Source organism: Pseudomonas reinekei, from assembly GCF_001945365.1.
Classification (GTDB): domain Bacteria; phylum Pseudomonadota; class Gammaproteobacteria; order Pseudomonadales; family Pseudomonadaceae; genus Aquipseudomonas; species Aquipseudomonas reinekei.
Window position 1 is genome coordinate 50,539 of the sequence record NZ_MSTQ01000013.1, and the last position, 23,023, is coordinate 73,561.

Here is a 23,023-nt window from a genome sequence, read left to right on the forward strand (position 1 = left end):
TGTGGGGGCTCGCTTGACAGCGATGGGGCCATCACATTCACCGCAAAAACCCAGGGAACAGAACATGCCCGGATTCAGCAAAATCCTCATTGCCAACCGCGGTGAAATCGCCTGCCGCATCCAGCGCACCGCCCAGGCGCTGGGTTATCGCACTGTCGCCGTGTTCAGCGATGCCGATGCCGAAGCACTGCACGTACAAATGGCCGACGAAGCCGTCAACATCGGCCCGGCCCCGGTACAACAGTCCTACCTGAACATCCCGGCGATCATTGACGCCGCCCGGCGCACCGGCGCCGATGCGATCCATCCCGGTTACGGTTTCCTCTCGGAAAACGCCAGCTTCGCCCGCGCCTGCCATCAGGCCGGCCTCACTTTCATCGGTCCCAGTCCTGAAGCCATCGAACTGATGGGCAGCAAACGCCTGTCGAAAATCGCCATGATCGAAGCGGGTGTGCCCTGCATTCAGGGTTATCAAGGCGCCGAACAGGATGACGCGACCCTGAAGCGCGAAGCCGAACGCATCGGCTATCCGCTGATGATCAAGGCCAGCGCCGGCGGCGGCGGGCGCGGCATGCGTCTGGTGCACGACGCCGGGGCTTTGCTCGAGCAGATTCGCACGGCGCGCTCTGAAGCGTTGAACGGGTTTGGCAGCGGCGAACTGATTCTTGAACAGGCGTTGATCGAGCCACGGCATGTTGAGGTTCAGTTGTTCGGCGATCAACATGGCAACCTGATCTACCTCGGTGAACGCGATTGCTCGATCCAGCGCCGGCACCAGAAAGTCATCGAAGAAGCCCCCTGCCCGGTAATGACCGGCGAATTGCGCCAGGCCATGGGCGAAGCGGCGCTCAAGGCCGGGCGTGCAGTGAACTACGTCGGTGCCGGCACGGTGGAATTCCTGCTCGATGCACGCGGGCAGTTTTACTTTCTGGAAATGAACACGCGCCTGCAGGTGGAGCATCCGGTGACGGAGCTGATCACCGGGCTCGATCTGGTGGCCTGGCAGTTGAACATTGCCGATGGACAACCGCTGCCATTGCGTCAGGAGCAAGTGCAGCTCACCGGTCACGCCATGGAGGTGCGCTTATATGCTGAAGACCCGGCCCAAGGTTTCCTTCCGCAAACCGGACGCATTGCCGGCTGGGAACCCGCTTTGCAGGACAGCGTGCGATTCGACCACGGTCTGATCGAAGGTCAGCGCATCAGCCCCTTCTATGACCCGATGCTGGGCAAGATCATCGCCCATGGTGCTACCCGCGAAGAAGCCCGGCGCAAGCTGCTGCGTGCGGTGCAGGACAGCGTATTGCTGGGCGTACAAAGCAATCAGCGCCTGCTCGCCAGCCTGCTGCAACACCCGGCATTCATTCGTGGAGAGTTCAGCACCGGCTTGATCGCCCAGGATTTTGCCGACCATCAATGTTTGCAACCTTATGCGCCCACTCCTGAGCAACTGGCGATTGCCGCTACCCTGCTCTATCAGGCCTCGTCCCAGACGCATCGCGCTCCAACGGCCGGATGGCGCAATAACGCGAGTGTGCCGCTGCACTATCGCCTCGGCCTGGAAGATCAGGAGTGGTCGGTGGTCGTGAACGCGGTACCGGGCGCGGCGTACCGGATTGAAGTCAGCACCCGCACGCTTGAAGTGAACGTTATCCACAACGACGGACACTGGGCCGTCCTGGAAATCGACGGAATCCGCCAACGCCATGCCTATCGATTCGAAGGTAGACATCTGTGCCTGTTTACCCGACCGGGCAGCCTGACACTGGAGGACCGAACCCAGGCCTTGGTCAGCAGCCAGGCCAACGTCAGCTCCGGCACGCTCAAGGCGCCGATGGACGGCGCGATTGTCGACGTGCTGGTCAGCGAGGGCAGCACAGTCAGCAAAGGCCAACTGCTGGTGGTGCTGGAGGCCATGAAGATGGAGCATCCGCTTAAATCCGGTATCGACGGCGTACTCAAGCGCTTGCAGGTGCGGGTCGGTGATCAGGTGAAAAATCGCCAGATTCTGCTGGAGGTCGAATAAGCCGCTAGGCGGATCCGTCGGGTTTGGCTACGCTCAAAACCTATCAGGACGCGGATACCAGGAACCCTGCGATGCCTCATTGGCTGGTCATTGATCTGGAAGCCACCACCGACGAGGGTGGTTGGCCAGTAACAGAGATGGAAATCATCGAAATCGGTGCCACCCTGGTCGATCGCAAGGGACGGGAACTGGATCACTTCCAGCGGTTCGTCCGACCGTTACGGCGACCGTTGCTGACCCCGTTTTGCCGAGACCTGACGCATATTACCCAGGCCAACATCGATAGCGCGCAACCTTTGGGCGAGGTCTGGCCCTTGTTCGAGCGCTGGCTCGGCCAGCATCACAGCCGCCTTGAAGGCTGGGCCAGTTGGGGCGATTACGACCGCAAGCAACTGCTGCAGGAATGGCAACGACTGCAACTCGACAGTGTTTTGAGTCGTGTACAGCACATGAACCTCAAGCAACGCTTTGCCAAGGCCCGACGGCTGGAACGTCCGCTGGGGCTCAATGGCGCCCTGCAACTGGCCGGTCTGCAGTTTACCGGCCAGCAGCACCGGGCGCTGGAAGACGCCCGCAATACCGCACGACTGTTACCCCTGGTTCTGCCGCTTTAGACAGGTGACGCCAACAATGGCCTTGGGCATACTGGCCGGCCCTTTTTAGTCCTTTTCGAGGAATCGCCATGTTTAAAGTCAACGAGTACTTCGACGGTACCGTCAAGTCGATCGCCTTTGGCACCGCAGAAGGTCCGGCGACCATCGGCGTCATGGCTCCGGGTGAATACGAATTCGGCACTGCCCAGCGTGAAATCATGCACGTGGTATCCGGCGCCCTGACCGTCATGCTACCTGGCAGCGACGCATGGGAAACCTTCGCCGCCGGCAGCCAGTTCAACGTACCTGCAAACAGCAAATTCCAGCTGAAAGTGTCCGTCGAGACCGCTTATCTGTGCGAATACCGCGGCTAAAATCCCGGGCTCCACAAAAAAATGCCCGTATCCAAGGATACGGGCATTTTTTATTCAGCGGATTTCATTCAAGGATGGTCACCGGCATGCCGATTTCCAGCCGGCCGTTACTGTCATTGACCAGGTTCTGCCCGAACATTGCGCCATCCGCTTCGGACCGATATTGCTGCAAGGTGGCGAAGGGTTCACGGTCCGCGCTGCGTTCGCCGGTCTGTGGGTCGATGGTGGTCAGAATGCACCGTGAGCACGGCTTGACTACACGGAACTCGACATCACCAATGCGAATGCGCTTCCAGCCATCCTCGGCAAACGCATCACTGCCTTCGATCACCAGGTTCGGCCGAAATCTCAACATTTCCATGGGCCGACCGACTTTTTCCGACAGATCTTCCAGGGACGCCTGCCCGATCAACAACAACGGAAAACCGTCCGCGAACGCCACCTGATCATCGTCCTTGCCATAGCCGGCCTGGGTGATACGCGCGCGATCGAGCGGCACTTGCACCAGGCGCGTCGGTTTGCCGATGAACTCACTGACCCAGGCGCTCGCCGCATCACCAGCATCGGGTACGCGCAAAGTATCGCGCCAGATGGTCACACCGCGCAGTTCGGCGTCGCTGCCAGGTAAGGCGATATCGATAGCAGAGAGGCCGGGAGCCTGAAGGGTCAGGCCGCCCTCGGCATTCCACAGTGCCGACAGCTGACTCATTTTCGCCACCGCGCGCTGGGTCAGGAAACGCCCGCTATCCTCGTCCACCAGCATCCAGCGTCGATCCCCGTCCAGTCCGAGTTTGTCGAGGCTGACCTGTTGCAATATCTCGCCCTTGCCGGATTTCAACGGATAACGATAAAGCGCGCTCAGACGCAGCATAGCCAGCTCCCTGGTGGGCCAAAAACGCCACCCTATACGAGCTTGACCGCTGAATCAAAGGCTGAAGATTGAAGCACGCGCAGTTCTTGCAGGAGCCGGGTTGCTGGTGATGCGGTCGGTAAGGCCGCGCCGGCAAACCGGCCCCTACGGGTTGGTCATGATCACGCCGGCACGGCGTCGAGCATCAGGCGCTGGCGCACCACATCGACGAGTTTGTCCGGCTGGAATTTGGAGAGGAAATTGTCGCAACCGACCTTCTTGACCATCGAGTCGTTGAAGCTGCCGGACAGCGACGTGTGCAGCACCACATACAGGCCGCGCAAACGCGGATCGTTGCGGATTTCGGTGGTCAGCCGATAGCCGTCCATTTCCGGCATTTCCGCATCGGTGAAGACCATCAGCAGCTTGTCGGTCATGTTCACACCCGTATCGGCCCAGGCCTTGAGCATGTTCAGCGCCTTCAAACCGTCACTGGCGATATGCATTTTCACGCCCAACTGGCCCAACGTATCGCGCAGTTGTGCCAGCGCCACATTGGAGTCATCGACCAACAGCACTTCACGACCACGGGCGCGTTCCAGCACCGGATCTTCGAGTTTGTCGCGGGACACCTTGGCGTTGTACGGGACGATTTCGGCCAGGACTTTTTCGACGTCGATGATTTCCACCAATTGATCGTCGACCTTGCTGATGGCCGTCAGGTAGTGCTGGCGACCGGCGCTGCCCGGAGGCGGCAGAATCGCCTCCCAGTTCATGTTGACAATGCGATCCACGCCACCGACCAGGAATGCCTGAACCGAGCGGTTGTACTCAGTGACGATGATCGTGCTGCCCGGGCCCGGCACCAGCGGACGCATGCCGATCGCCTGGGACAGGTCGATCACCGGCAGAGTCTGACCACGCAGATTGACCACACCGCACACAAACGGATGACGCTGGGGCATCAAGGTCAGCTTTGGCAGTTGCAGGACTTCCTGTACTTTGAACACGTTGATGGCGAACAACTGTCGCCCGGCAAGCCGGAACATCAAAATTTCCAGGCGATTCTCACCCACCAATTGTGTACGTTGGTCTACCGTATCGAGAATGCCGGCCATCAATCACTCCTGGGCTTGTACTGATGAATTCACTAATAGAAGGTTATCGGCTGTTCTTACCGGACCTTGACCCCCTGTAAAATGCCGCGCTCAAACATTGATGTCACATTAACATCATGCTTTACTGGCGCTGTGATTTCATCTGCTATCTTCCTGCGCCGCGACAATAGTTTGCGCGTCAGGTTCCATTGCGTAAGGGATTCCCCTAGCAACAATCAGGTGCAACCTGATATTCGCGATATCCAATAGCCATTAATGTGACGCCATTCTCATTGCATGAATGGAGTCAGGCTTTTGTGTGCGATCGCAAGTACGTGGCCAGTCAGCCTTTTGACTTACCCAGCCTGCACTCCAGCCGGCCAGAGCGCGATCTCACGACGAACCGGATACGTCGGGACGACTGTCGTCCTCGTCGACACACACGACATCCCCTCATTTAACATGACGTTGTGGAGATAAGCATGCCGAACAATCGCACAGAGTGGGCGAAGCGGGTCCCTGAGTTTCTCGTCGAAGCCGAAACACTGTTGGCCAAAACCGAGGAGTGCCTCAGTCACTTGCAACTGATCAGCAATGACAAGGACGCCATCGACTGCATGCTCAGCACCCTTCTCAAGCTCGCCAGCAAGGCGGATGCCCTCGCGCTGGCAGCCGTTTCGGAGTTTTCGTTGCACATCCATGGTTTGCTCAACCATGCACAGCATCATATGGACCTGCACGACGAAGCCTTGCGCGCGCTCAAGGACTGCCTGACGTTGATCGCCTGGCAACTGGAGTTGATCGATCAGAAGACCGGCCAGCTCAGTCTCGATGAAAGTGAACAGACAACGCTGATCGAAGCCTTCGCCTTCCAGGTCGGTCAACAGCATTTCCAGCCTCCGGTTAATTCCCGGCCGTTCACGCTCGTCACCTATATGGAGCGCCAGGCTTGATTTCGATCAAATCAGCCGCGTTCCATCATGTAGGTCATGACTGCTAATTACTTGGGCATGTTCAGGTCGCCATTGAACATTACTTATCCATTAACGACACCTTCAAACTTCTTGTCTCAATTTAGCCTCCGCTCCTGACCAGGGTTTACCTGGCATCAACCGGGCCAAGCCCCTGTGACCCAGGGTATCTTGCCGACGATAGCACCCACACTTTTCCATTGTGGAAATACAGTCCAAAACGCCTTGTTTCCTGACTCCATGGACATATATCACGACGCGACCAACGGTATGTTCAGTGCTATTATGCCGCCCATTAGTTGACGTCAATTAATAGCAATGTGATTGTGGGTGACTGCAACGTTCAAGTTTCAGGCCGGATTTCTCATCGGAAGTACGTACCGTTGAAGTCGATGCAAAACACTACAAAACAGAGATCCGTCAACCAGCATGACCGGTCTGCCCGCAGCGAACCTCCATTGGCTCCATCCGCTATGTACGCCAGCCTCAAGTCGATCACCATGTGGCCCCCCTCACGAGAAAATGCTCGCCGGTTCACCCTTTTGCTGTGTGCCTGCTCGACGCTCGGCAGCCTGCTTATCTATGGCCTGTCAACTCACCTGCCTTTGGGCTTGCTGATCCTCAATATCGCGTCACTTGCTTGCGTGTGGGTGCAATATCGCCTGTCCCGCAAGTCGATCAAGTTTCAGCCGCAAGAGCTGGCCGATCGCTTGCTGCAGGTCCAGGAGAACGAGCGTCACCGACTCAGTCGCGAGCTGCACGACGACATCGGCCAGTTACTCACCGCAGCAAAACTGCAAAGTGACTGGCTCAAACGCCGAATGCCGGAAGAGCTTCAGGGACAATGCGCGGTACTGTGCGACACGCTGGAAGAAACTCTCGCCAAAGTCCGCGATGTATCGGCCATCCTCAATCCCCGGCAATTGACCAGCCTGGGACTGGAAGCCAGTCTGCGCGCTCATTTGCTTAAAACGCTGGCCAACGTTCCAGTGAACTGGAGCCTGGAATGCCATCAACGCCTGACCGGAATACCGGAAGAAATGGCCGTCGCGGCGTTTCGCATCACCCAGGAAGCGGTTACCAACATTCTGCGGCATGCCGAGGCAAAGAACCTGCTGGTCTGCCTGACGCGATTGCCCAAGGGTCTGCGCCTGCAAATCAGTGACGACGGTCAGGGGTTTGCGCCGGCCATTGATCCGGGCCGCGAGGGGCAGCGCGGGATGGCCGGCATGTCGGAACGGATCAACCAACTCGGCGGAACGTTGACGGTGACCAGCGAGCCGGGCAAAGGCACCCAAATCGAAGCACTCTTCCCCTGGGCGCCTCGCGCGCTTGAGCGGGCCAGTACGAATAAGGTTATGCATTGACTTGTAACTTACTTCTGGTGGATGACCACTCGCTGATCAGGGCTGGCGTGCGCGCCCTGGTGATGGACCTTCCTGGCTATGCCGTCATTGGCGAAGCCAATGACGGCTCGCAATTGCTCGCGATGGTCGAGCATCTTTCTCCGGATATCGTGCTGCTGGATCTCTCCATGAAGCAGACCGGCGGCCTCGAAGCCTTGCAGCAACTGAAAAAGATCCGCCCGCAGAGCAAGGTGCTGATCCTGTCGATGCACACCGACCCGGCGCTGATCATGCAGGCGCTGGAATCCGGCGCCCACGGCTATCTGCTCAAGGACACCACCGCTACCGAACTGGAACATGCGCTGGAAGCCTTGCGCAACAATGAACGTTATCTCAGCCCGGCCATCGCCCATACGGTGATCAACCAGGCGCTGACCCGAAACCAGAAACACCCGGAACCCGCGGACTCGCACAACCTGACCGCCCGCCAGCTGGAAATCCTGCGTTTGATCGTGCGCGGAAAATCCACCCGGGAAATTGCCAACGGCCTGGGCTTGAGCGTCAAGACTGTGGAAACCCATCGCTCGCAAATCATGAAACGTTTGCAGATCTACGATGTGGCGGGCTTAGTGCTGTTCGCCGTACGCGAGCAGATCATCAGTCTGGACGATTGACCAACTCATTTGCGCTCAACAGCGGAGAATCTCCGGGCAGATGCACCCGCAGCGCTCCGGGTCGCGCCGAAAACCGCAGGCTGTCGCCTTCCAGCGGTTCGCCGTCGAGGTTGATGTACAAGCCTTCAGCCACCTTGATCTCGACCCATGGAAGCCTGGCGCGGACAAACATGCTATCGATGCCGAATCCGTCCGCCAGCAGGTTTTTCAACGTCCCTACCACTTCCTGCGGCGCCGGCAAGATGCTGATATCGAGCAATCCATCGTCCGCCAGCGCCTGCGGACATAACTCATGCCCACCCCCCGCCTGCCGGCCATTGCCGATACCCAAAGCCAGCAGCTCGCCGCTCCAGTGAAAGTCCGGCCCCTGTAATTCACCGTAAGCCGCGTGCAGCTCACTGAACCGTGACAGGCCGGTGAATAGATATGCCGCGCCACCGAGCACCTTTTTCAAGTCCTCGGAGGTATTGGCGGTGACCTGACTGCCAAATCCCCCCGTGGCCATGTTCAGAAACACCTGCCCGCCGACCTCTCCCAGATCGATGGCGCTCGGTGCAACGTCCAGCAGGTTCAGCGCCTCTGCGGGCTCCAGTGGGACGCCGGCAGCGCGTGCAAAATCATTGGCGGTTCCCAAGGGCATCAGCACCAGGCTCGCCTGCGACGATTGCGCTGCCATGGCCTCGGCAATATCGCGCAACGTACCATCCCCCCCGCCGGCAATTATGTGCAGATAGCCCGCAGCCAATGCCTCTTGCACCAGGCGCTGCGCGTCGCCAGCCTCCCAGGTCAGCCGAACGGCGAGCTCCCAGCCTTGTTCGCGCTTGCCTTGAACGGCGGTGCGCACTTCCTCGTTGAGCGCTTGCTTGCCATGCAGAATCAACAGCGCCTTGCGTTCGCTCATGGTGTTCACTCCCGGATTTGAAATGGCGTACAGGAGATGTTGACCTCGCCACCTCTCTTAAAAGTCGCACGAATATGATTTTTTTCCAGGGGGCGGCCTGCACGTCCTACAAGGACGGGATTTTTCTTACAAAACCTGAGGAATCGGCTCAATTGACCAATATCCATGATTGGTACACCTTGGGGTCCACGGATTTCAGTCATCAGCAGGACAAACACAAGGACGTGCCATGCCAAACCATGACAACAGGATGCCAGTGACGCCAGTCATACCCATCGCTGAAAAATGGGCCAATCATCAGGCAGATTTCGCAAGCAGCAAAGAAACCAAGGGAGAATTCGATATGGAACCGCGTGTCATTGAGCTGGAGACACACCTCAAATACATTCGCAAGGACATGGAAGAAGTGCGCAGTGACGTCAAGTCCATCAAACACAGGCTAGCCTATTCCGCGGGCGGAACGGCCGTGGTGTTGGGGCTGCTGGGCTGGATCGCCAATAGCCGTTTCGACCAGCTGGTCACTTTGTTGCTGGCACATTAAGCAGCCGAAAACGCAAAACCCGGCTTCAACAACCGGGTTTGCGAGACTTCACCGCTGTAGGAATCAGACCAGGACTTCACTCAAAGGGATGAAGCTGACGCTGTCACCTGCAACCAGCGTTCGCCCCTCCAATACTTCAACCAGTCCGTCAGCCCAGGCGGCACTACGCAGTACGCCAGAACTCTGATTTTTGTAGATGATCGCCCGGCCGTTCTCAAGGCGACCACGCAAGTATTCGCGCCGGTTGCCAGCAACGGGCCAGTCAAACCCGCACGGCACTTGCACCTTCAATGGCTCGATGTCTGTGACGCCCATGCGGCGCAAAAGATAGGGCCGGGTCAACAAGGCAAAGGTCACCAGTGTCGATGCCGGATTACCGGGCAGGCCGATGACCGGAACGCCACGGAAATGTCCGAATGTCAGCGGTTTGCCTGGCTTGATGGCGAGCTTCCACAAACTCAACTCACCTTCTTCACGCAAGGCAATGCCCAGAAAGTCAGCCTCACCCACCGATACTCCACCGGTCGAGAGAATCAGATCGACATTTTTGAGTTCGCCGAGTCGCGTACGCGTGGTGTCCAGATTGTCAGGAAGAATCCCGGCATCGACCACGTCACAACCCAAACGCTGCAACCAACTGCAGAGCAGCACACGGTTGCTGTTATAGATTTGCCCCGGGCCCAGCGCCTGACCCGGCTCAATCAATTCATCGCCGGTGGACAGAACCGCAACACGGACCTTGCGGACCACATCCAGCTCGGCGCAACCCAACGACGCAGCCAAACCTTGCTCGATCGGCCCCAAGCGCGTACCCGCCGGCAAAACCAGTTCACCGACAGTCGTTTCCTGGCCCTGTGGACGAATGTTTTGCCCAGGTTTAATGGCTTCGATAAATGCGACTCGCTCGTCCGCCAGGACTTCAGCGTTTTCCTGCATCTCGACACAATCGGCTCCGGCTGGAACAGGTGCCCCCGTGAAAATACGCGCGCAGGTGCCTGGTTTCAAAGGCTCGGGAGCCTGGCCGGCATAAATCTTCTGGCTGACAACCAGCGGCTCGCCGGTCCAGTCAGCCGTACGCAGCGCATAGCCGTCCATGGCGCTGTTTGGCCATGGCGGGAGATCCAGCGTCGACAGCAGATCATCGGCCAACACACGGCCCTGAACCTGGGCCAACGGCAAGCGCTCACGCTCAAGCACTCGTGTGGCGTCCGCCATTTCCAGCAACCGCGCCAGTGCTGTCTCGACCGGCATCAGGCTGCCGGTCTTGCCAGGCTTACCCACGGGATTCACAAGGAGCTGCCTGTTTCAAATGAGGGACGAAGTTGCAGGGGCGATGGCGAGAGTCCAACTGCTCGGCAAGAATGCCGTCCCAGCCGGTGCGTACTGCATTGGTCGAACCCGGCAAGCAGCAGACCAGCGTGCCATTTGCCAGGCCAGCCAGGGCGCGGGACTGGACAGTCGACGTGCCGATGTCCGCCACGGAAATCTGCCGGAACAGTTCGCCAAAACCATCGACTTGTTTGTCGAGCAGGCAGCTCACCGCCTCTGGCGTACTGTCGCGACCGGTAAAACCGGTGCCACCCGTGATCAGCACGACCTGCACGACATCGTCGGCAATCCAGTTGGCAACTTGCGCACGAATTTTGTAAAGATCATCTTTAAGCAGTACACGGGAAGCCAGGTTATGGCCGGCTGCCGTCAATCGGTCAACGAAGACCTGGCCTGAGGTATCGGTTTCCAGGGTACGGGTATCGCTGACCGTCAAAACTGCAATGTTCAGCGGCGCGAAAGGTGTATCAGCCTTGGCTTTCATAGGCTCGTCCAGTTGTAGGAGAAACAGCCCGGTGTTATATCACAGCGCTCCCTTTTTCCGCCGCCCCCATGGAGAACTGCCATGACTTTGAATGCACAATTGCCACCCTGCTCGATTCTGCTCCTGGCAGGCGGGCGCGGCCAGCGCATGGGCGGGCAGGATAAAGGGTTGCTGGAATGGCACGGTGAGCCGCTGATAGCGCATTTGCATCGCAAGACCCGCCTCCTGAGCGACGACCTGATCATTTCCTGTAACCGCAATCAGGAAAAGTACGCCGCCTACGCCGACCAGTTGGTGCATGACGATGAAGGTGACTTTCCAGGGCCTCTGGCCGGGATTCGAGCGGGCCTGAAAGCAGCGCGGCATCCGCAACTGGTGGTATTGCCTTGTGACGTGCCGCGCATCGATGCAGCCCTGCTTGCCAACATGCGCGAAACCGCCAGCCAGCATCCAGACAAACCCTTGATGTTGTGGCATGACGAGCACTGGGAACCGTTGCTGTGCGTTATCCCTGTGGCACTGCGCACGCACTTCGAGAGTGCCTGGCACGAGGGTGAGCGCAGCCCGGGACGAGTGATGCGCAAACTGGGCGCGATTGCCTTGCAGTGCCCCGACAATGACCCGCGCCTGGCCAATCTGAATACGCCGGAACTGTTAAGCACGCACAACACTGTGTCAGACTGACACTACGCAAGGAACTTGCGGGCGCTGTTTACGTCTCAAGCTCAGTAACCAAAAGAATTCATTTTCGGAGACACACCCATGACTCAACGGACCCTCGCCACTTTCATGCTCGCACTGGGCCTCGCTACCCTCGCCGGCTGCGCATCGCCTACAGTGATCACCTTGAATGACGGTCGCGAAATCCAGGCTGTCGACACGCCAAACTACGATGACGAATCGGGCTTCTACGAATTCGAACAACTGGATGGCAAGCAGACGCGCATCAACAAGGATCAGGTTCGTACCGTCAAGGAGCTGTAATCCTGGCGGCATCACCGGATACAAAAAAGCCCCGATCAGTCGGGGCATTTTTTTGTTTGCTGTTTAAGTTCGAGAGGCTACGGATTCGGCTCGCTGTTCAGTTTATCCGCACGAGTCAGTGCCTGCGTGGCCTCGGTGATGCACTTCTTGTCATCATTGGCGGCACGGGCCGCTTCAGCGCTTGCCTGCATCCGCTTGATTTCCATCGTGGTGTTTTCGGACGTCGCTGGCAGGCTGGTGACTTTGTCCTTGAGTTCCTGAAGCTTGATGGTGCAAAGATCGCTGTCCGCAGCGAATGCGGGAGAGGCCAACATTGCAGCGCAAATGAACATTCCAGCAAAAACGGTACGTTTCATGAGTATCTCCTGGCTTGGAAAGTCTCTGCACTGCCCGGGAAACTCACTGGCGGTACCGAGATCATTGAACGCCACATTCGTGGTGCCTGTTCAAATGACTGTAAACCAGCGTGGAAATTCGATTTTTTCCGTATCACTATCACCATTGCAGGGTGATTGCGCTCTCGAACTCTCGCTCCTCCCCGGTCACCGGATCGACAAACTTCAACCCTTGCGCCAGCAGTTTCAAAGGATTGGCGTAGTCGTCTGTCGCGTCCCTGAGTACCTGTGGATAAAACGGATCGTTGCAGATACTCGCGCCCAAGGCCGTCATGTGCACACGTAACTGATGCTTCTTGCCCGTCACCGGATAGAGGCCGTAACGCCACAGATCGCCATTTTTCTCCCTGACCTCAACCGCCGTCTCGGTATTGCTGACGCCCGGACCTTCCTGCATGCGGAAGAATGGCTCGCCATCAATGAGCCGGCTTTTATGGACCAACGGAAAAGACAGATCAGGTAATGCCCGGGCAATGGCTTCGTAGCGCTTTTCAATCTGCCGGGTTGGAAACAGGGATTGATACGCCGAGCGACTTTGCGGGTTGGCGGAAAACAGCACCAGGCCAGCGGTATGGCGATCGATGCGATGCAGCGGCACCAGATGCGGATTATCCAGACGGCGGATCAGCCGCCTGAGCAAAGTCTGCTCCACATACTCACCGGCCGGCGTCACCGGGAGAAAATGTGGTTTATCTGCCACCACCAGATGTTCATCTGCATACAGAATCGACTCAGTCACCGGGATGGGTTTTTCGTCCGGCACTTCGCGAAAATAGTGAATCCGCAAACCTTCCTTGTACGGCAGATCAAGGGCGATTGGCATGCCGTGTCCATCGAGAACGCGGCCACGGGCGACCCTGTCCAGCCATTGCTCACGGCTGATGGCGCTGAAGTGCTCGCACAGACAGTCGATTACGGTCCGCCACGGGCCAGCCGGTAAATAGAGTGTGCTGGCCTGGCTGTGTGCGGCAGAAAAAGATGAAGTGGACATACGAACGTTCTAACCCTCGATGCAGAGCGGCATTATCCAACAGCAACGGGGGTCGAACCTAGCGCAGATTCTTCAGGCCGGAATCTGCGTGCGCGCCGCCGCTTCGGTGTACTCCTTCAGCCAGCGCAGCACATCGACCGCTTCCCACCGTCCCGGATCATAAATCGCATACAACAAGCCCTGATAACCCACGACGTCCAGTTGCCGGTGATAGCCAGCACGCTGGAACAAGGCTTCGATTTCAGCAAAACAGGTGTTGAAGTGGACTTTGTTGAAAGGGGTTTTTCCCTCCGTCACCAGCCCGTCCAGGCGCAACTCGAGGACTGCCTCGCGCACCACGTCCACCGGCATCAGGTTTACGCTGCTTTTCAATTGCTCGACATTGACCACGATTCTTCCCTCTCACGCCTGAACCTGCGCACTTTCGCCGGGTTACCGGGAGCGGCAAGGCTGCATTGCGAATAACTGTATGCGCATACAGTATCCGAATACCAACCTGTAAGCCAAGAGGATCAATCGTAAAGTTCGACAGGCGGGAACATCGTTGCCGTGAAACTAGTTACCGCAGGAACGCCACCACCTCATCGGCACTGAAGGGCCAGCCCAGCTCAGCCCCTGTGTCGACCCGTCGCAATACCGGAATGCGCAGACTGTAAGCCGCGAACCAGGTTTCGTCTTCAGCGATATCCACCAGTTCCACCAACAGGCCACGCTCGACGAATTCCATCAGCATGGCTTCGGCTACTTCGCAGAGATGGCACCCCAAGGTGCCGAACAACTGACATTCAGGAAGCATGAGGGCTCAACCGAAAAAATTAAGTGATCATTCTAGGCCTGGCCTGGAAAACCGTCGAGCCATTGCATTTTCTGCTCTGTAGCCCGGACTGCTATCGCCTCCTGCAAGGTTTTTATTCCTGGGCCGAAGGCGAAGAAAGCATCAATCCTGACTGACCGCGCCGATCTTGTGCACCGACAGGTCCGCGCCGTAGTACTCCTCTTCCTGACTCAAACGCAAACCGTGGAACGCCTTGATCGTGCCATACACCGCAAAGCCGCCGGCCAATGCCACCACCACCCCCAACGCGGTGCCAATCAACTGACTGATCAGACTCACACCGCCCAAACCGCCCAGCGCGCTCTGGCCGAAGATGCCGCAGGCAATGCCACCCCACACCCCGCACAAGCCATGCAAGGGCCAGACACCCAGCACATCGTCGATTTGCCATTTGACCTGCGCGGCCGTAAAGCACCAGACGAACAATGCCCCGGCAATGGCACCGGTCACCAGCGCCCCGACCGGATGCATCAGGTCGGAACCGGCGCAGATCGCCACCAGTCCGGCCAATGGGCCGTTGTGCAGGAAGCCGGGGTCGTTGCGGCCGACAACCAAGGCCGCCACAGTGCCGCCGACCATGGCCATCAGCGAATTGACGGCCACCAGCCCGCTCACCCCTTGCAGCGTTTGCGCACTCATCACGTTGAACCCGAACCAGCCGACGATGAGAATCCACGAGCCCAATGCCAGGAACGGAATACTCGACGGCGCGAACGCAACCAAGCGCCCTTCGCGATAGCGCCCATTGCGTGGCCCCAACAACAACACCGCCGCCAGCGCCAGCCAGCCGCCCATGGCATGGACCACTACCGAGCCGGCAAAGTCATGGAAACCGGCACCGAACTGCGCCAGCAACCAGGCCTGCAAACCAAAGTTGCCATTCCAGATCATGCCTTCGAAGAACGGGTAGATGAACGCCACGATCAGTGCTGTCGCGCACAGTTGCGGAACGAACCGCGCACGCTCGGCGATACCACCGGAGATGATCGCCGGGATCGCCGCGGCGAAGGTCAGCAAAAAGAAAAACTTCACCAGACCGTAACCGTGATCGGCATTGATCACCGCCGCCGGTTGCATAAAGGTGACGCCGTAGGAAATCCAATAGCCTATAAAGAAGTAAGCCAACGTCGAAATCGCAAAGTCACTGAGAATTTTCGACAATGCGTTGACCTGGTTTTTTTGCCGGACCGTTCCGACTTCGAGGAAGGCGAAACCGGCGTGCATCGCCAGCACCATGACTGCGCCGATGAGGATGAACAACGTGTTGGAACTATGGACCAGGCTGTCCACAGCGCTTTGTATATTTTCCATGGATTTGGCAGACCTAAAGGCTGAAAAAAGCACCAAAGCAGTTCACGCGGGCAATCCATGCACCAAGTAGTGACGTCTCGAATCGAGTCAATCACTCCCGATGAACCGCTTTGGCGCACAGGGTTCGTAAAATCGATCGATCCCGGACAATTGCCCGGGCTTCGATCGTTTGAGTTAAGGTTTTACGAAAATCATGCCCGGCAACAGCGCATTCGCGCAGGCTGGCGCACCACGACACAGCAAAAGTTGTACCAGTCATTTGTACTGAACCTTCGCGCAAGGCTCATACTCGAACGATTCAGAAAGCCACCTATGGAGATCACCAATGGCCAGCATCAAGGCAAAGACTGCTCAAGAAATCCTGATGAGCGATTTTCAGACACTGGTCAGCGACACCGAGCGGTTGCTGGAGCACACCGCGTCCCTGGCTGGTGACCAGGCTGATGAGCTGCGAGACCAGATCCACGACAGTCTGCTGCGCGCACGCGAAACCTTGAAATTGACCGAGGACTCCCTGCGTGAACGCGGCAAGGCTGCCGTCACCGCCACCGAGGATTATGTCCAGGCCAACCCTTGGCAATCGGTCGGGATTGCGGCGGGCGTGGGCTTCCTGATTGGTCTGCTGGCGACACGGCGCTGATATGGCAATCGGTGAATCCGGCTCGTCCGAGACAGGCACAGGCTCCTCATCGCGGCGCCTGGGCGCCGCGTTCCTTGGTTTGCTGCACAGTCATGTCGAACTCTTTGGCATCGAATTGCAGGAGCAAAAGGCCCGCACCGTAAGCCTGCTGTTATTTGCAGGCCTGGCGTTGGTATTTGCCCTGCTGTTGCTGGTGGGGCTTTCGACGCTGGTGCTGATCCTGTTTTGGGACACCTATAGACTGGCGGCCATCATCGGGCTTTGCGTGTTCTATACCCTGGCGGCGATCTTCTGCGGCATGCGCCTCAGAGCAGCCATTTTCGACGAATCCTCGCCCTTCCATGGCACCCTGGAAGAACTGGCCAATGATCGGGAGCGCCTGCTGCCATGAACCTGCCTGAACTCCCGAGCAACAGTTCGCGCACGGAAATGCGCAAGGCGTTGATCCGCCTGCGCATGGAAATGCATCGCCAGGAAATCCGTCACGAGTCCGCGCAACTGCTGCAACCCCTGCAGCGTGTTCGCGGGATGACGCAGAACCTGCAAGACGGCTTCGGCATCAAGCACGCCCCGCTGTGGGGCGTGGCCGCCGTGACCTTGCTCGGTTTTTTGACCGGCAAGGGTGCAAAACATGGCGGCGGGGTCACCAGCCTGACGCGTCTGGTTCGTCTGGGCACCACATTGGGGCCGCTGATCAAATTGATCATACAGGGCTCCTCGCGTAAAAACTAAGCGACCACTATCTGGCTGCATTCTTGCAACACCCGCGGGATGAACCTCTTTATCAAGGGGGTCAATCCTGCGTGCCTACCCGGTGCCCAGCCCAACCCCAAAAACAAGATCTACTAAGGAGGCCTTGTGATCGACGGGCAACCGCTTGCCTGCTTTCAGCCGTTCATCGATACCGCGACCGGCCGTATCGCCGGCGTCGAAGCACTGGGACGCCTGCGTCACGGCGATGGGCAATTGGCGTCCGTGGGCCCCCTGTTCGCCGACCCAAGAACCAACGCCATTTCGCTTCGTCGTCTCGATCGCCAGCTGCGCGATAACGCCTTGAGCCGGTTACATGAGGCCCCGCCGGACTGGTTTCTAAGCCTGAACATTTCCCCGCGCTGGATCAGCCGCCTGCGCCCCGATCAACCACTTCCAAGCCTCAAGCAACTGGCAAGACATGACGTCGACCCACGGCGAATCGTTTTCGAGATCACCGAACTGGGTGGCGACATCCAGCGCCTGGCGCACGTGGTCGCGCGCTACCGACTGGCTGGGGCGCGGATTGCCATCGATGATTTCGGCGCCGGCTACTCGCAACTCGATCGCGTCCTGGCGCTGCAACCGGACATCCTCAAACTCGACATGCGCCTGTTCCAGGCCGCCGCGCTGGGCGGGCCGAGCAGTGATGTGGTCAAGGCCCTGGCGCAGATGGCCGAGAAAACCGGTTGCTGGATTATCGCCGAAGGCGTGGAAACCGAAGCTCAGCTCCACTTTGCTCTGGAATGCGGATCGCGCTATGTGCAGGGTTTTCTGTTCGCCGGGGCACAAGAACAATTCTTTGCCACCGGGGCCTTCGTCGAAAAATTTGCTCAACTGCGACAGCGCTACGTTCAGCAAAAACTCACAGAACGCGGACGCCTGAAAATCATGCGCCAACAACTGAGTGAACTGATGGCGATCCTGCAAGCCTGGGCCCAGACCCGCGCGCCCCTGAGCGCGCTGCCGCAACTGGACGCCTTTCCCTGGTTATTGCGCTTCTACCAGTGTGACCGTCACGGCACTCAACTGACGCCGAACCTGGAATGGCGCAACAATGGTTGGGTCGCCGACAGCCGTTATCTGGGTCATAACTGGTCCTGGCGCCCCTACTTCTATCACTTGCTCGCAGAAGGCTGGGATGAGCGCCGGCTGACGCTGTCCAACACCTATCGCGATGCCACCAGCAACCAGTACTGCCTGACCGCGGGGCAGTTTTTCGACAATGGCGAACGCTTGCTGCTTATCGATATCGACGCCGTCGGACTGTAGGAATGCTCTCAACGCATTCCCCGGCGTATTAAGAACAGCCTCTTGCCCCTTGCAGGTCGGGGTGCGAACCGGGAAGCTAGGCCCTCAGTCACCTGACGGAGAGAAACAGCCTTGGATTGGCATACCCTGCTTACCCGCGAACGCCTCGGAAAGCCGCTGCACAGCCCGCAAGAACTCGGCCGCAGCCCTTTTCACAAAGACCATGACCGGATCATCTTCTCAGGTGCGTTCCGTCGCCTCGGACGCAAAACCCAGGTTCATCCGGTGTCGAGCAACGACCACATTCATACGCGCCTGACGCATTCACTGGAAGTCAGTTGTGTCGGCCGGTCGCTGGGTATGCGTGTCGGCGAAACCATTCGCAGCGCCTTGCCCGACTGGTGCGAACCCAGTGATCTGGGAATGGTCGTGCAATCGGCCTGCCTGGCCCATGACATCGGCAACCCGCCGTTCGGACACTCTGGCGAAGATGCGATTCGTCACTGGTTCCAGCAGGCTGCGGGGCGTGGCTGGCTGGACGCGATGAGTGAAGCCGAGCGCAATGACTTCCTTAATTTCGAGGGCAACGCCCAAGGCTTTCGAGTTCTGACTCAGCTGGAGTATCACCAGTTCGATGGTGGCACGCGACTGACCTACGCCACGCTCGGCACGTACCTGAAATACCCGTGGACGGCCAAGCATGCCGATTCGCTGGGATACAAAAAGCACAAATTCGGCTGCTACCAGAGTGAGCTGCCGCTGCTCGAGCAGATCGCCCAGAAACTGGGCTTGCCACAACTTGAGGAGCAACGCTGGGCGCGCCATCCGCTGGTGTACCTGATGGAGGCCGCCGATGACATCTGCTACGCGTTGATCGATCTTGAAGACGGCCTGGAAATGGAGTTGCTGGAATACGCCGAAGTCGAGTCGCTGTTGCTGGACCTGGTGGGTGACGATCTGCCGGAAACCTATCGTCAGCTCGGCCCCAGGGATTCACGTCGACGCAAACTGGCGATCCTGCGCGGCAAGGCCATCGAGCACTTGACCAATGCCGCTGCCCGCGCCTTTGTCGAACAGCAGGACACATTGCTGGCCGGTACGCTGCCTGGGGATCTGGTTGAGCACATGCACGGCCCGGCCAAACGGTGTGTCCTGAACGCAAAAGACATGGCGCGTAAAAAAATCTTCCAGGACAAACGCAAGACCTTGCACGAAATCGGCGCCTACACCACGTTGGAAATCTTGCTTAACGCCTTCTGCGGTGCGGCACTCGAGCAACATGGCGGTCGAACGCCATCGTTCAAGAGTCGGCGGATTCTCGATCTGCTGGGCAACAATGCGCCCGACCCGAACGGCCCTTTACACACCTCGTTTCTACGGATGATCGACTTCATCGCCGGCATGACCGACAGCTACGCCAGCGATATGGCGCTGGAAATGACCGGACGTTCCAGTCACTGAACTGAATCTGCTGATCGGCCATTACGTCGTCGGTAATGGCCGATCAACCGCAAAAAATTCAAGTGCATTCAACGTTCGCGGAATATCCCTACAGTTGAAGTCGAGTGAACTGATCGATTGCTCTATGTTGTCGCGAAACAATCACGACTATTTTCGTACAACAAATAAGCGTGAATAACATGACCAAGGACAATCTGCGCATCTTGCTGGTGGAAGACCATCCATTTCAGCTTAAGGCAACACAATATTTACTCGAGAGTTTCGGTTTTTACCGATTGATTACAACCGACAGTGCTCATGGTGCTTTGCAGGAAATGCTTAGCGCTGAACAACCGTTCGATATTCTTTTGTGTGACCAATGTCTGCCCGACATGCTCGGTATTGACCTGGTCAAACTTGCCAGTCAACTTGGAATGATCAGGAAAGCCATTTTACTGAGCAGCCTGACTTCCGCAGAGCTGGACGGTATAGAAAGCACGGCAAACATTCATGACCTGCCGTTACTGGGATATTTGATAAAACCATTGAAACAATCTGAATTCACACACCTATTGACCTTACCTTAAACATAGGACCGTCATAAAAACTCAAGTGAAGGCAAAACCAAACAATCACTCCGCAACAATTGCAAGCAAACACGACTTTTATTCATCCCCATTAAAAACCTAGTTGATACGTAAGCCTATTCCCTATCATTTGTAGGACGATTCCTATATTACGACTACAGGCACACCCATTCGTACGTCCCCTCAACTATCTGAGCTAAGGTGCGCGCTTTATTTGAGCTCGCATGGGATTTGATTATGAACTCCGTTTTTATCGTCGACGATCACCCTGTCATCCGACTTGCCGTTCGCATGTTGCTGGAACACGAAGGTTTTAAAGTCGTTGGTGAAACCGATAACGGGGTGGACGCCATGCAGATGGTTCGCGAGTGCATGCCTGACCTGGTCACCGACGTTTTCTAGACAAGAAAAACACTCTACACTTAATAGCTATATTATTCAGATACTTAAACCTCTGATTGACATTTGAGTTTGACACCAGCCGAGGGCGATCTAGCCTAAATGCACATACGCCTTGATGGGCTACGATGATGCTGACCTGCCAAATCACAGCAACGAAGATGGTTTTCGAATGGCCATGCGCGAGTGCTCTTAAGGGAACGCGGACGCAAACCATCACTCGTCCAAAGTTTCTAACTCTACGACATGTTGAGATTTTAGTGGATTGTGCGAGAAGCTTATGTGAGAGATTGAGCGAGTCGTCTTATGGCAATATTTTAGAAGCATTACGTGTAATGCTACATAACAAAAAATTAAAGGTATGGCCGAAACACGACGAAGCCTCAGCGTGGCAAAACTTAATTATCACTCATTTTGAAACCGTGCTTCATATGACCGATGTTACATACGAAACACGCATAACATACTGGGAATGCATCTCTAGGTTCTACAAAGAACTTAAACAAATAGGCGTAATACCGACCCGGGTAACACTTCCTTCCACACGTCTTTCGAATACCACTTTGAAAAATGAGTCAAAAATTCCACCGTTTAAATTTCAAAGTAAAGCAATAGCTTCCGCAACAACAATTGGCGAAATTCTTCCGAAGAAATTTTTGATCGAAAGAGATTTAAGTCAAGCAGATGATGTTTACCTCTCCAACTTCAAAAGCGGCCTAGAAAAGACTTGCAACGAAATATCAACTGCCTTGACTAACTATTGGGATGAAATGCTAGAAGCGCACACGATAGGCAGAGACATCATCGCGAAGATCCCAGTGGTCGAGTTAGAAGACTCAATCGCTTCCAGAAATTATTGTAATGCTGGCAAGCATGTTTGCGACATACACAATCCACTTGCTTTCAATTGGTTCTTAGCTGTATGCAAACACCATATAGACACTGGACTTATTAAGGAAATTAACGGAAATCAAATAAGAAAAACCGACTTTGGAAGATCCCTCAAATCGAAAAGAATTCGAGCGCTTTACAAACAAGCAAAAGAAATCTGCCCTCAAAATTATATAAAGGCCAGCAGTGCAAATGAGTACCTGAATCGGCTAATGGGTTATTTAAGTATCGTTGATTGCCACGCAGCCTCTGCAATACTAGTAATGAATAATCCAGTTTTCACTCCCGAAGGGATTTCGCTTGCTGATTTATACATGAAAAACAATGATTCATACTTGTTGGTTGACACGGAACTGGACAGGGTTCGGTTCTCTATATCAAAACCGAGAGCACAAAGCAGGAAACATTCATATCTAAACCAGACAAGCCGCCGTATTATTGCAACTGTCATTGAGGCCACTGGCAAGCTTCGGGAACAGCTGAAACTTAGCGGCCGCCCTGACTGGAGACGTCTATTCATTTATATCAGCGCAAAAAGTATAAATACGTCCCCCAACAACAAAAGCCTGTCCAACCCGAAAAACTCACTGTTAGAACGCATTTCAAGAGACATTGACGTTCAAAGTGGAAAACTCAAATTCTCCCTTGGTACCATTCGTGCCTCCCAAGGGATACTAGCATTCCTGCGCTCTGGAAGTTTAGCACTTACCTCGATGATTCTAGGAAACACTCCCGCTGTCGTTGAAACAAATTATATACCTGCATGGCTGGTAAAGAGGTTTGCGAATCGAACGCTCAGAATTCTGCAGCAAAAAATTCTTGTCGTAGCAAATGAGGGAACTCCCTGGATGCTGGATGCCAGTGACTTTGAGTCGGAGAGCGACCTTCACGAGTTCATATATAAAATATTGAACGAAGCCGCAGGAATTGATCCATTTAGTAGGATCGCGAAAAAGAGGTTATCAAAATACCAAAAAGACGCGACTCAAGGAGAAACCTACCAACGACCTACACAGCCGGGCGATCTCAACCTTGGAGTCTCTTCTCATACGTTAGCGGCTTTATATGCCTATGAGCAGAAAGCCCTCACCTTATCACCGAATAAGCAATATATTATCAATCCGGTTACGGGACTCAGCCCAAGGTCTTTAGCAAGTGTAGCAGAGTTATTCAGACGTGCCGCAGAGATTGATATTGACAGCGCTACAGAAGTCGACTTTCGGATTGCCAGTCGCTTCGTTGGAGACTCATTCTATGAGCTAAAAGAAGCGCATAAGGAAGCGATCTCTTTAATGCCGAAATATCTTAGCTGTTTTGTCGAGATTGGAACTAAATCTGGAAAGCTCTAGAAATATCGGAGGTT

Annotated in this window: 26 protein-coding genes and 1 pseudogene; 17 read left to right on the forward strand and 10 right to left on the reverse strand. The window is 56.2% G+C overall.

The window, feature by feature from the left end; all coding sequences use genetic code 11:
- Positions 1–64: 64 nt before the first annotated feature.
- The 3 genes from BVK86_RS20155 (at position 65) to ppnP (ending at position 2,993) form a co-directional block, all read left to right on the forward strand.
- Entirely contained in the window at positions 65–2,026 is a 1,962-nt protein-coding gene (locus BVK86_RS20155) for an acetyl/propionyl/methylcrotonyl-CoA carboxylase subunit alpha (protein WP_075948076.1), read from the forward strand.
- Between the two features lie 71 nt (positions 2,027–2,097).
- Complete coding sequence (locus BVK86_RS20160; protein ID WP_075948077.1) at positions 2,098–2,640, forward strand: 3'-5' exonuclease; 543 nt, start codon at positions 2,098–2,100, stop codon at positions 2,638–2,640.
- Positions 2,641–2,708: 68 nt separating this feature from the next.
- Complete coding sequence (gene ppnP / locus BVK86_RS20165) at positions 2,709–2,993, forward strand: pyrimidine/purine nucleoside phosphorylase (protein WP_075948078.1); 285 nt, start codon at positions 2,709–2,711, stop codon at positions 2,991–2,993.
- 64 nt (positions 2,994–3,057) lie between these two features.
- Here ppnP and BVK86_RS20170 read toward each other — a convergent pair whose 3' ends face one another.
- The gene (locus tag BVK86_RS20170; protein ID WP_075948079.1) at positions 3,058–3,864 is read right to left on the reverse strand and encodes an MOSC domain-containing protein; all 807 of its coding nucleotides are present in this window, start codon (positions 3,862–3,864) and stop codon (positions 3,058–3,060) included.
- 161 nt (positions 3,865–4,025) lie between these two features.
- Complete coding sequence (locus tag BVK86_RS20175; protein ID WP_075948080.1) at positions 4,026–4,961, reverse strand: chemotaxis protein CheV; 936 nt, start codon at positions 4,959–4,961, stop codon at positions 4,026–4,028.
- 461 nt (positions 4,962–5,422) lie between these two features.
- Here BVK86_RS20175 and BVK86_RS20180 point away from each other — a divergent pair, with 461 nt between their 5' ends.
- The 3 genes from BVK86_RS20180 to BVK86_RS20190 all read left to right on the forward strand — a co-directional run bounded on the left by BVK86_RS20180 (position 5,423) and on the right by BVK86_RS20190 (position 7,931).
- Positions 5,423–5,893: a hypothetical protein gene (locus tag BVK86_RS20180; RefSeq protein WP_075948081.1), complete on the forward strand. Its 471-nt coding sequence runs from the start codon at positions 5,423–5,425 to the stop codon at positions 5,891–5,893.
- A gap of 491 nt (positions 5,894–6,384) precedes the next feature.
- Positions 6,385–7,278 (forward strand): sensor histidine kinase, encoded by an 894-nt coding sequence (locus tag BVK86_RS20185; RefSeq protein WP_075948082.1) that lies wholly within the window; start codon positions 6,385–6,387, stop codon positions 7,276–7,278.
- Complete coding sequence (locus BVK86_RS20190) at positions 7,275–7,931, forward strand: response regulator transcription factor (RefSeq protein ID WP_075948083.1); 657 nt, start codon at positions 7,275–7,277, stop codon at positions 7,929–7,931. Before BVK86_RS20185 ends, BVK86_RS20190 begins: the two co-directional genes overlap by 4 nt.
- Here the strand turns inward: BVK86_RS20190 and yegS are convergent.
- The gene (gene yegS / locus BVK86_RS20195) at positions 7,915–8,832 is read right to left on the reverse strand and encodes a lipid kinase YegS (RefSeq protein WP_075948084.1); all 918 of its coding nucleotides are present in this window, start codon (positions 8,830–8,832) and stop codon (positions 7,915–7,917) included. The two genes, BVK86_RS20190 and yegS, sit on opposite strands and share 17 nt — an antisense overlap.
- Positions 8,833–9,061: 229 nt before the next feature.
- Here yegS and BVK86_RS20200 point away from each other — a divergent pair, with 229 nt between their 5' ends.
- Positions 9,062–9,373, forward strand: a complete 312-nt coding sequence (locus BVK86_RS20200; RefSeq protein ID WP_075948085.1) for a hypothetical protein — start codon at positions 9,062–9,064, stop codon at positions 9,371–9,373.
- Between the two features lie 63 nt (positions 9,374–9,436).
- Here the strand turns inward: BVK86_RS20200 and BVK86_RS20205 are convergent, their stop codons facing one another.
- Complete coding sequence (locus tag BVK86_RS20205) at positions 9,437–10,663, reverse strand: molybdopterin molybdotransferase MoeA (protein ID WP_075948086.1); 1,227 nt, start codon at positions 10,661–10,663, stop codon at positions 9,437–9,439.
- Positions 10,647–11,186 (reverse strand): molybdenum cofactor biosynthesis protein B, encoded by a 540-nt coding sequence (gene moaB, locus BVK86_RS20210; RefSeq protein WP_075948087.1) that lies wholly within the window; start codon positions 11,184–11,186, stop codon positions 10,647–10,649. Before moaB ends, BVK86_RS20205 begins: the two co-directional genes overlap by 17 nt.
- 81 nt (positions 11,187–11,267) lie before the next feature.
- Between moaB and mobA the strand changes: the two genes are divergently transcribed.
- Positions 11,268–11,870, forward strand: a complete 603-nt coding sequence (gene mobA / locus BVK86_RS20215) for a molybdenum cofactor guanylyltransferase MobA (RefSeq protein ID WP_075948088.1) — start codon at positions 11,268–11,270, stop codon at positions 11,868–11,870.
- Positions 11,871–11,948: 78 nt separating this feature from the next.
- The gene (locus BVK86_RS20220) at positions 11,949–12,170 is read left to right on the forward strand and encodes a YgdI/YgdR family lipoprotein (protein ID WP_046816110.1); all 222 of its coding nucleotides are present in this window, start codon (positions 11,949–11,951) and stop codon (positions 12,168–12,170) included.
- 77 nt (positions 12,171–12,247) lie between these two features.
- On the opposite strand, the gene BVK86_RS20225 is transcribed toward BVK86_RS20220, so the two are convergent.
- The 5 genes from BVK86_RS20225 to BVK86_RS20245 all read right to left on the reverse strand — a co-directional run bounded on the left by BVK86_RS20225 (position 12,248) and on the right by BVK86_RS20245 (position 15,702).
- On the reverse strand, positions 12,248–12,526 hold the full coding sequence (locus BVK86_RS20225; protein ID WP_075948089.1) for a hypothetical protein: 279 nt from the start codon (positions 12,524–12,526) through the stop codon (positions 12,248–12,250).
- A gap of 139 nt (positions 12,527–12,665) precedes the next feature.
- Entirely contained in the window at positions 12,666–13,556 is an 891-nt protein-coding gene (locus BVK86_RS20230; protein WP_075948090.1) for a pseudouridine synthase, read from the reverse strand.
- 72 nt (positions 13,557–13,628) lie between these two features.
- Entirely contained in the window at positions 13,629–13,946 is a 318-nt protein-coding gene (locus BVK86_RS20235) for a transcriptional regulator (RefSeq protein ID WP_075948091.1), read from the reverse strand.
- A 169-nt stretch (positions 13,947–14,115) separates the two neighbouring features.
- Complete coding sequence (locus BVK86_RS20240; protein WP_075948092.1) at positions 14,116–14,352, reverse strand: glutaredoxin family protein; 237 nt, start codon at positions 14,350–14,352, stop codon at positions 14,116–14,118.
- A 141-nt stretch (positions 14,353–14,493) separates the two neighbouring features.
- Positions 14,494–15,702 carry an ammonium transporter gene (locus BVK86_RS20245; protein WP_075948093.1) on the reverse strand — a complete coding sequence of 403 codons (1,209 nt, stop codon included), beginning with the start codon at positions 15,700–15,702 and terminating at the stop codon, positions 14,494–14,496.
- Between the two features lie 325 nt (positions 15,703–16,027).
- Between BVK86_RS20245 and BVK86_RS20250 the strand changes: the two genes are divergently transcribed.
- The 8 genes and pseudogenes from BVK86_RS20250 to BVK86_RS20285 all read left to right on the forward strand — a co-directional run bounded on the left by BVK86_RS20250 (position 16,028) and on the right by BVK86_RS20285 (position 23,009).
- A complete protein-coding gene (locus BVK86_RS20250; protein ID WP_008055105.1) occupies positions 16,028–16,342 on the forward strand; it encodes an ElaB/YgaM/YqjD family protein in 315 nt (104 codons plus the stop codon).
- A gap of 1 nt (position 16,343) precedes the next feature.
- A complete protein-coding gene (locus BVK86_RS20255) occupies positions 16,344–16,733 on the forward strand; it encodes a phage holin family protein (protein ID WP_075948094.1) in 390 nt (129 codons plus the stop codon).
- Positions 16,730–17,074, forward strand: coding sequence for a hypothetical protein (locus tag BVK86_RS20260; RefSeq protein WP_075948095.1), 345 nt, complete (start codon positions 16,730–16,732; stop codon positions 17,072–17,074). The genes BVK86_RS20255 and BVK86_RS20260 overlap by 4 nt, the downstream gene beginning before the upstream one ends.
- 126 nt (positions 17,075–17,200) lie before the next feature.
- The gene (locus BVK86_RS20265) at positions 17,201–18,364 is read left to right on the forward strand and encodes an EAL domain-containing protein (protein WP_075948096.1); all 1,164 of its coding nucleotides are present in this window, start codon (positions 17,201–17,203) and stop codon (positions 18,362–18,364) included.
- A gap of 111 nt (positions 18,365–18,475) precedes the next feature.
- Positions 18,476–19,804 (forward strand): deoxyguanosinetriphosphate triphosphohydrolase, encoded by a 1,329-nt coding sequence (locus BVK86_RS20270; RefSeq protein ID WP_075948097.1) that lies wholly within the window; start codon positions 18,476–18,478, stop codon positions 19,802–19,804.
- Between the two features lie 179 nt (positions 19,805–19,983).
- Positions 19,984–20,370, forward strand: a complete 387-nt coding sequence (locus BVK86_RS20275; protein ID WP_075948098.1) for a response regulator — start codon at positions 19,984–19,986, stop codon at positions 20,368–20,370.
- A 237-nt stretch (positions 20,371–20,607) separates the two neighbouring features.
- Positions 20,608–20,757 (forward strand): annotated as a pseudogene (locus BVK86_RS20280) (response regulator transcription factor); the annotation flags it as partial.
- Positions 20,758–21,059: 302 nt separating this feature from the next.
- Positions 21,060–23,009: a hypothetical protein gene (locus tag BVK86_RS20285; RefSeq protein WP_139315781.1), complete on the forward strand. Its 1,950-nt coding sequence runs from the start codon at positions 21,060–21,062 to the stop codon at positions 23,007–23,009.
- The last annotated feature ends 14 nt before the right edge of the window (positions 23,010–23,023 follow it).

Excerpts from the sequence above, each read along its gene's own strand:
- BVK86_RS20275 (WP_075948098.1), top strand. The coding sequence starts at position 19,984 with ATGACCAAGGACAATCTGCGCATCTTGCTGGTGGAAGACCATCCATTT.
- BVK86_RS20245 (WP_075948093.1), bottom strand. The coding sequence starts at position 15,702 with ATGGAAAATATACAAAGCGCTGTGGACAGCCTGGTCCATAGTTCCAAC.
- BVK86_RS20175 (WP_075948080.1), bottom strand. The coding sequence starts at position 4,961 with ATGGCCGGCATTCTCGATACGGTAGACCAACGTACACAATTGGTGGGT.
- mobA (WP_075948088.1), top strand. The coding sequence starts at position 11,268 with ATGACTTTGAATGCACAATTGCCACCCTGCTCGATTCTGCTCCTGGCA.
- BVK86_RS20230 (WP_075948090.1), bottom strand. The coding sequence starts at position 13,556 with ATGTCCACTTCATCTTTTTCTGCCGCACACAGCCAGGCCAGCACACTC.
- BVK86_RS20260 (WP_075948095.1), top strand. The coding sequence starts at position 16,730 with ATGAACCTGCCTGAACTCCCGAGCAACAGTTCGCGCACGGAAATGCGC.
- moaB (WP_075948087.1), bottom strand. The coding sequence starts at position 11,186 with ATGAAAGCCAAGGCTGATACACCTTTCGCGCCGCTGAACATTGCAGTT.
- BVK86_RS20185 (WP_075948082.1), top strand. The coding sequence starts at position 6,385 with ATGTACGCCAGCCTCAAGTCGATCACCATGTGGCCCCCCTCACGAGAA.
- BVK86_RS20160 (WP_075948077.1), top strand. The coding sequence starts at position 2,098 with ATGCCTCATTGGCTGGTCATTGATCTGGAAGCCACCACCGACGAGGGT.
- BVK86_RS20240 (WP_075948092.1), bottom strand. The coding sequence starts at position 14,352 with ATGCTTCCTGAATGTCAGTTGTTCGGCACCTTGGGGTGCCATCTCTGC.
- BVK86_RS20255 (WP_075948094.1), top strand. The coding sequence starts at position 16,344 with ATGGCAATCGGTGAATCCGGCTCGTCCGAGACAGGCACAGGCTCCTCA.
- BVK86_RS20155 (WP_075948076.1), top strand. The coding sequence starts at position 65 with ATGCCCGGATTCAGCAAAATCCTCATTGCCAACCGCGGTGAAATCGCC.
- BVK86_RS20170 (WP_075948079.1), bottom strand. The coding sequence starts at position 3,864 with ATGCTGCGTCTGAGCGCGCTTTATCGTTATCCGTTGAAATCCGGCAAG.
- BVK86_RS20200 (WP_075948085.1), top strand. The coding sequence starts at position 9,062 with ATGCCAAACCATGACAACAGGATGCCAGTGACGCCAGTCATACCCATC.
- ppnP (WP_075948078.1), top strand. The coding sequence starts at position 2,709 with ATGTTTAAAGTCAACGAGTACTTCGACGGTACCGTCAAGTCGATCGCC.
- BVK86_RS20180 (WP_075948081.1), top strand. The coding sequence starts at position 5,423 with ATGCCGAACAATCGCACAGAGTGGGCGAAGCGGGTCCCTGAGTTTCTC.
- BVK86_RS20225 (WP_075948089.1), bottom strand. The coding sequence starts at position 12,526 with ATGAAACGTACCGTTTTTGCTGGAATGTTCATTTGCGCTGCAATGTTG.
- BVK86_RS20250 (WP_008055105.1), top strand. The coding sequence starts at position 16,028 with ATGGCCAGCATCAAGGCAAAGACTGCTCAAGAAATCCTGATGAGCGAT.
- yegS (WP_075948084.1), bottom strand. The coding sequence starts at position 8,832 with ATGAGCGAACGCAAGGCGCTGTTGATTCTGCATGGCAAGCAAGCGCTC.
- BVK86_RS20220 (WP_046816110.1), top strand. The coding sequence starts at position 11,949 with ATGACTCAACGGACCCTCGCCACTTTCATGCTCGCACTGGGCCTCGCT.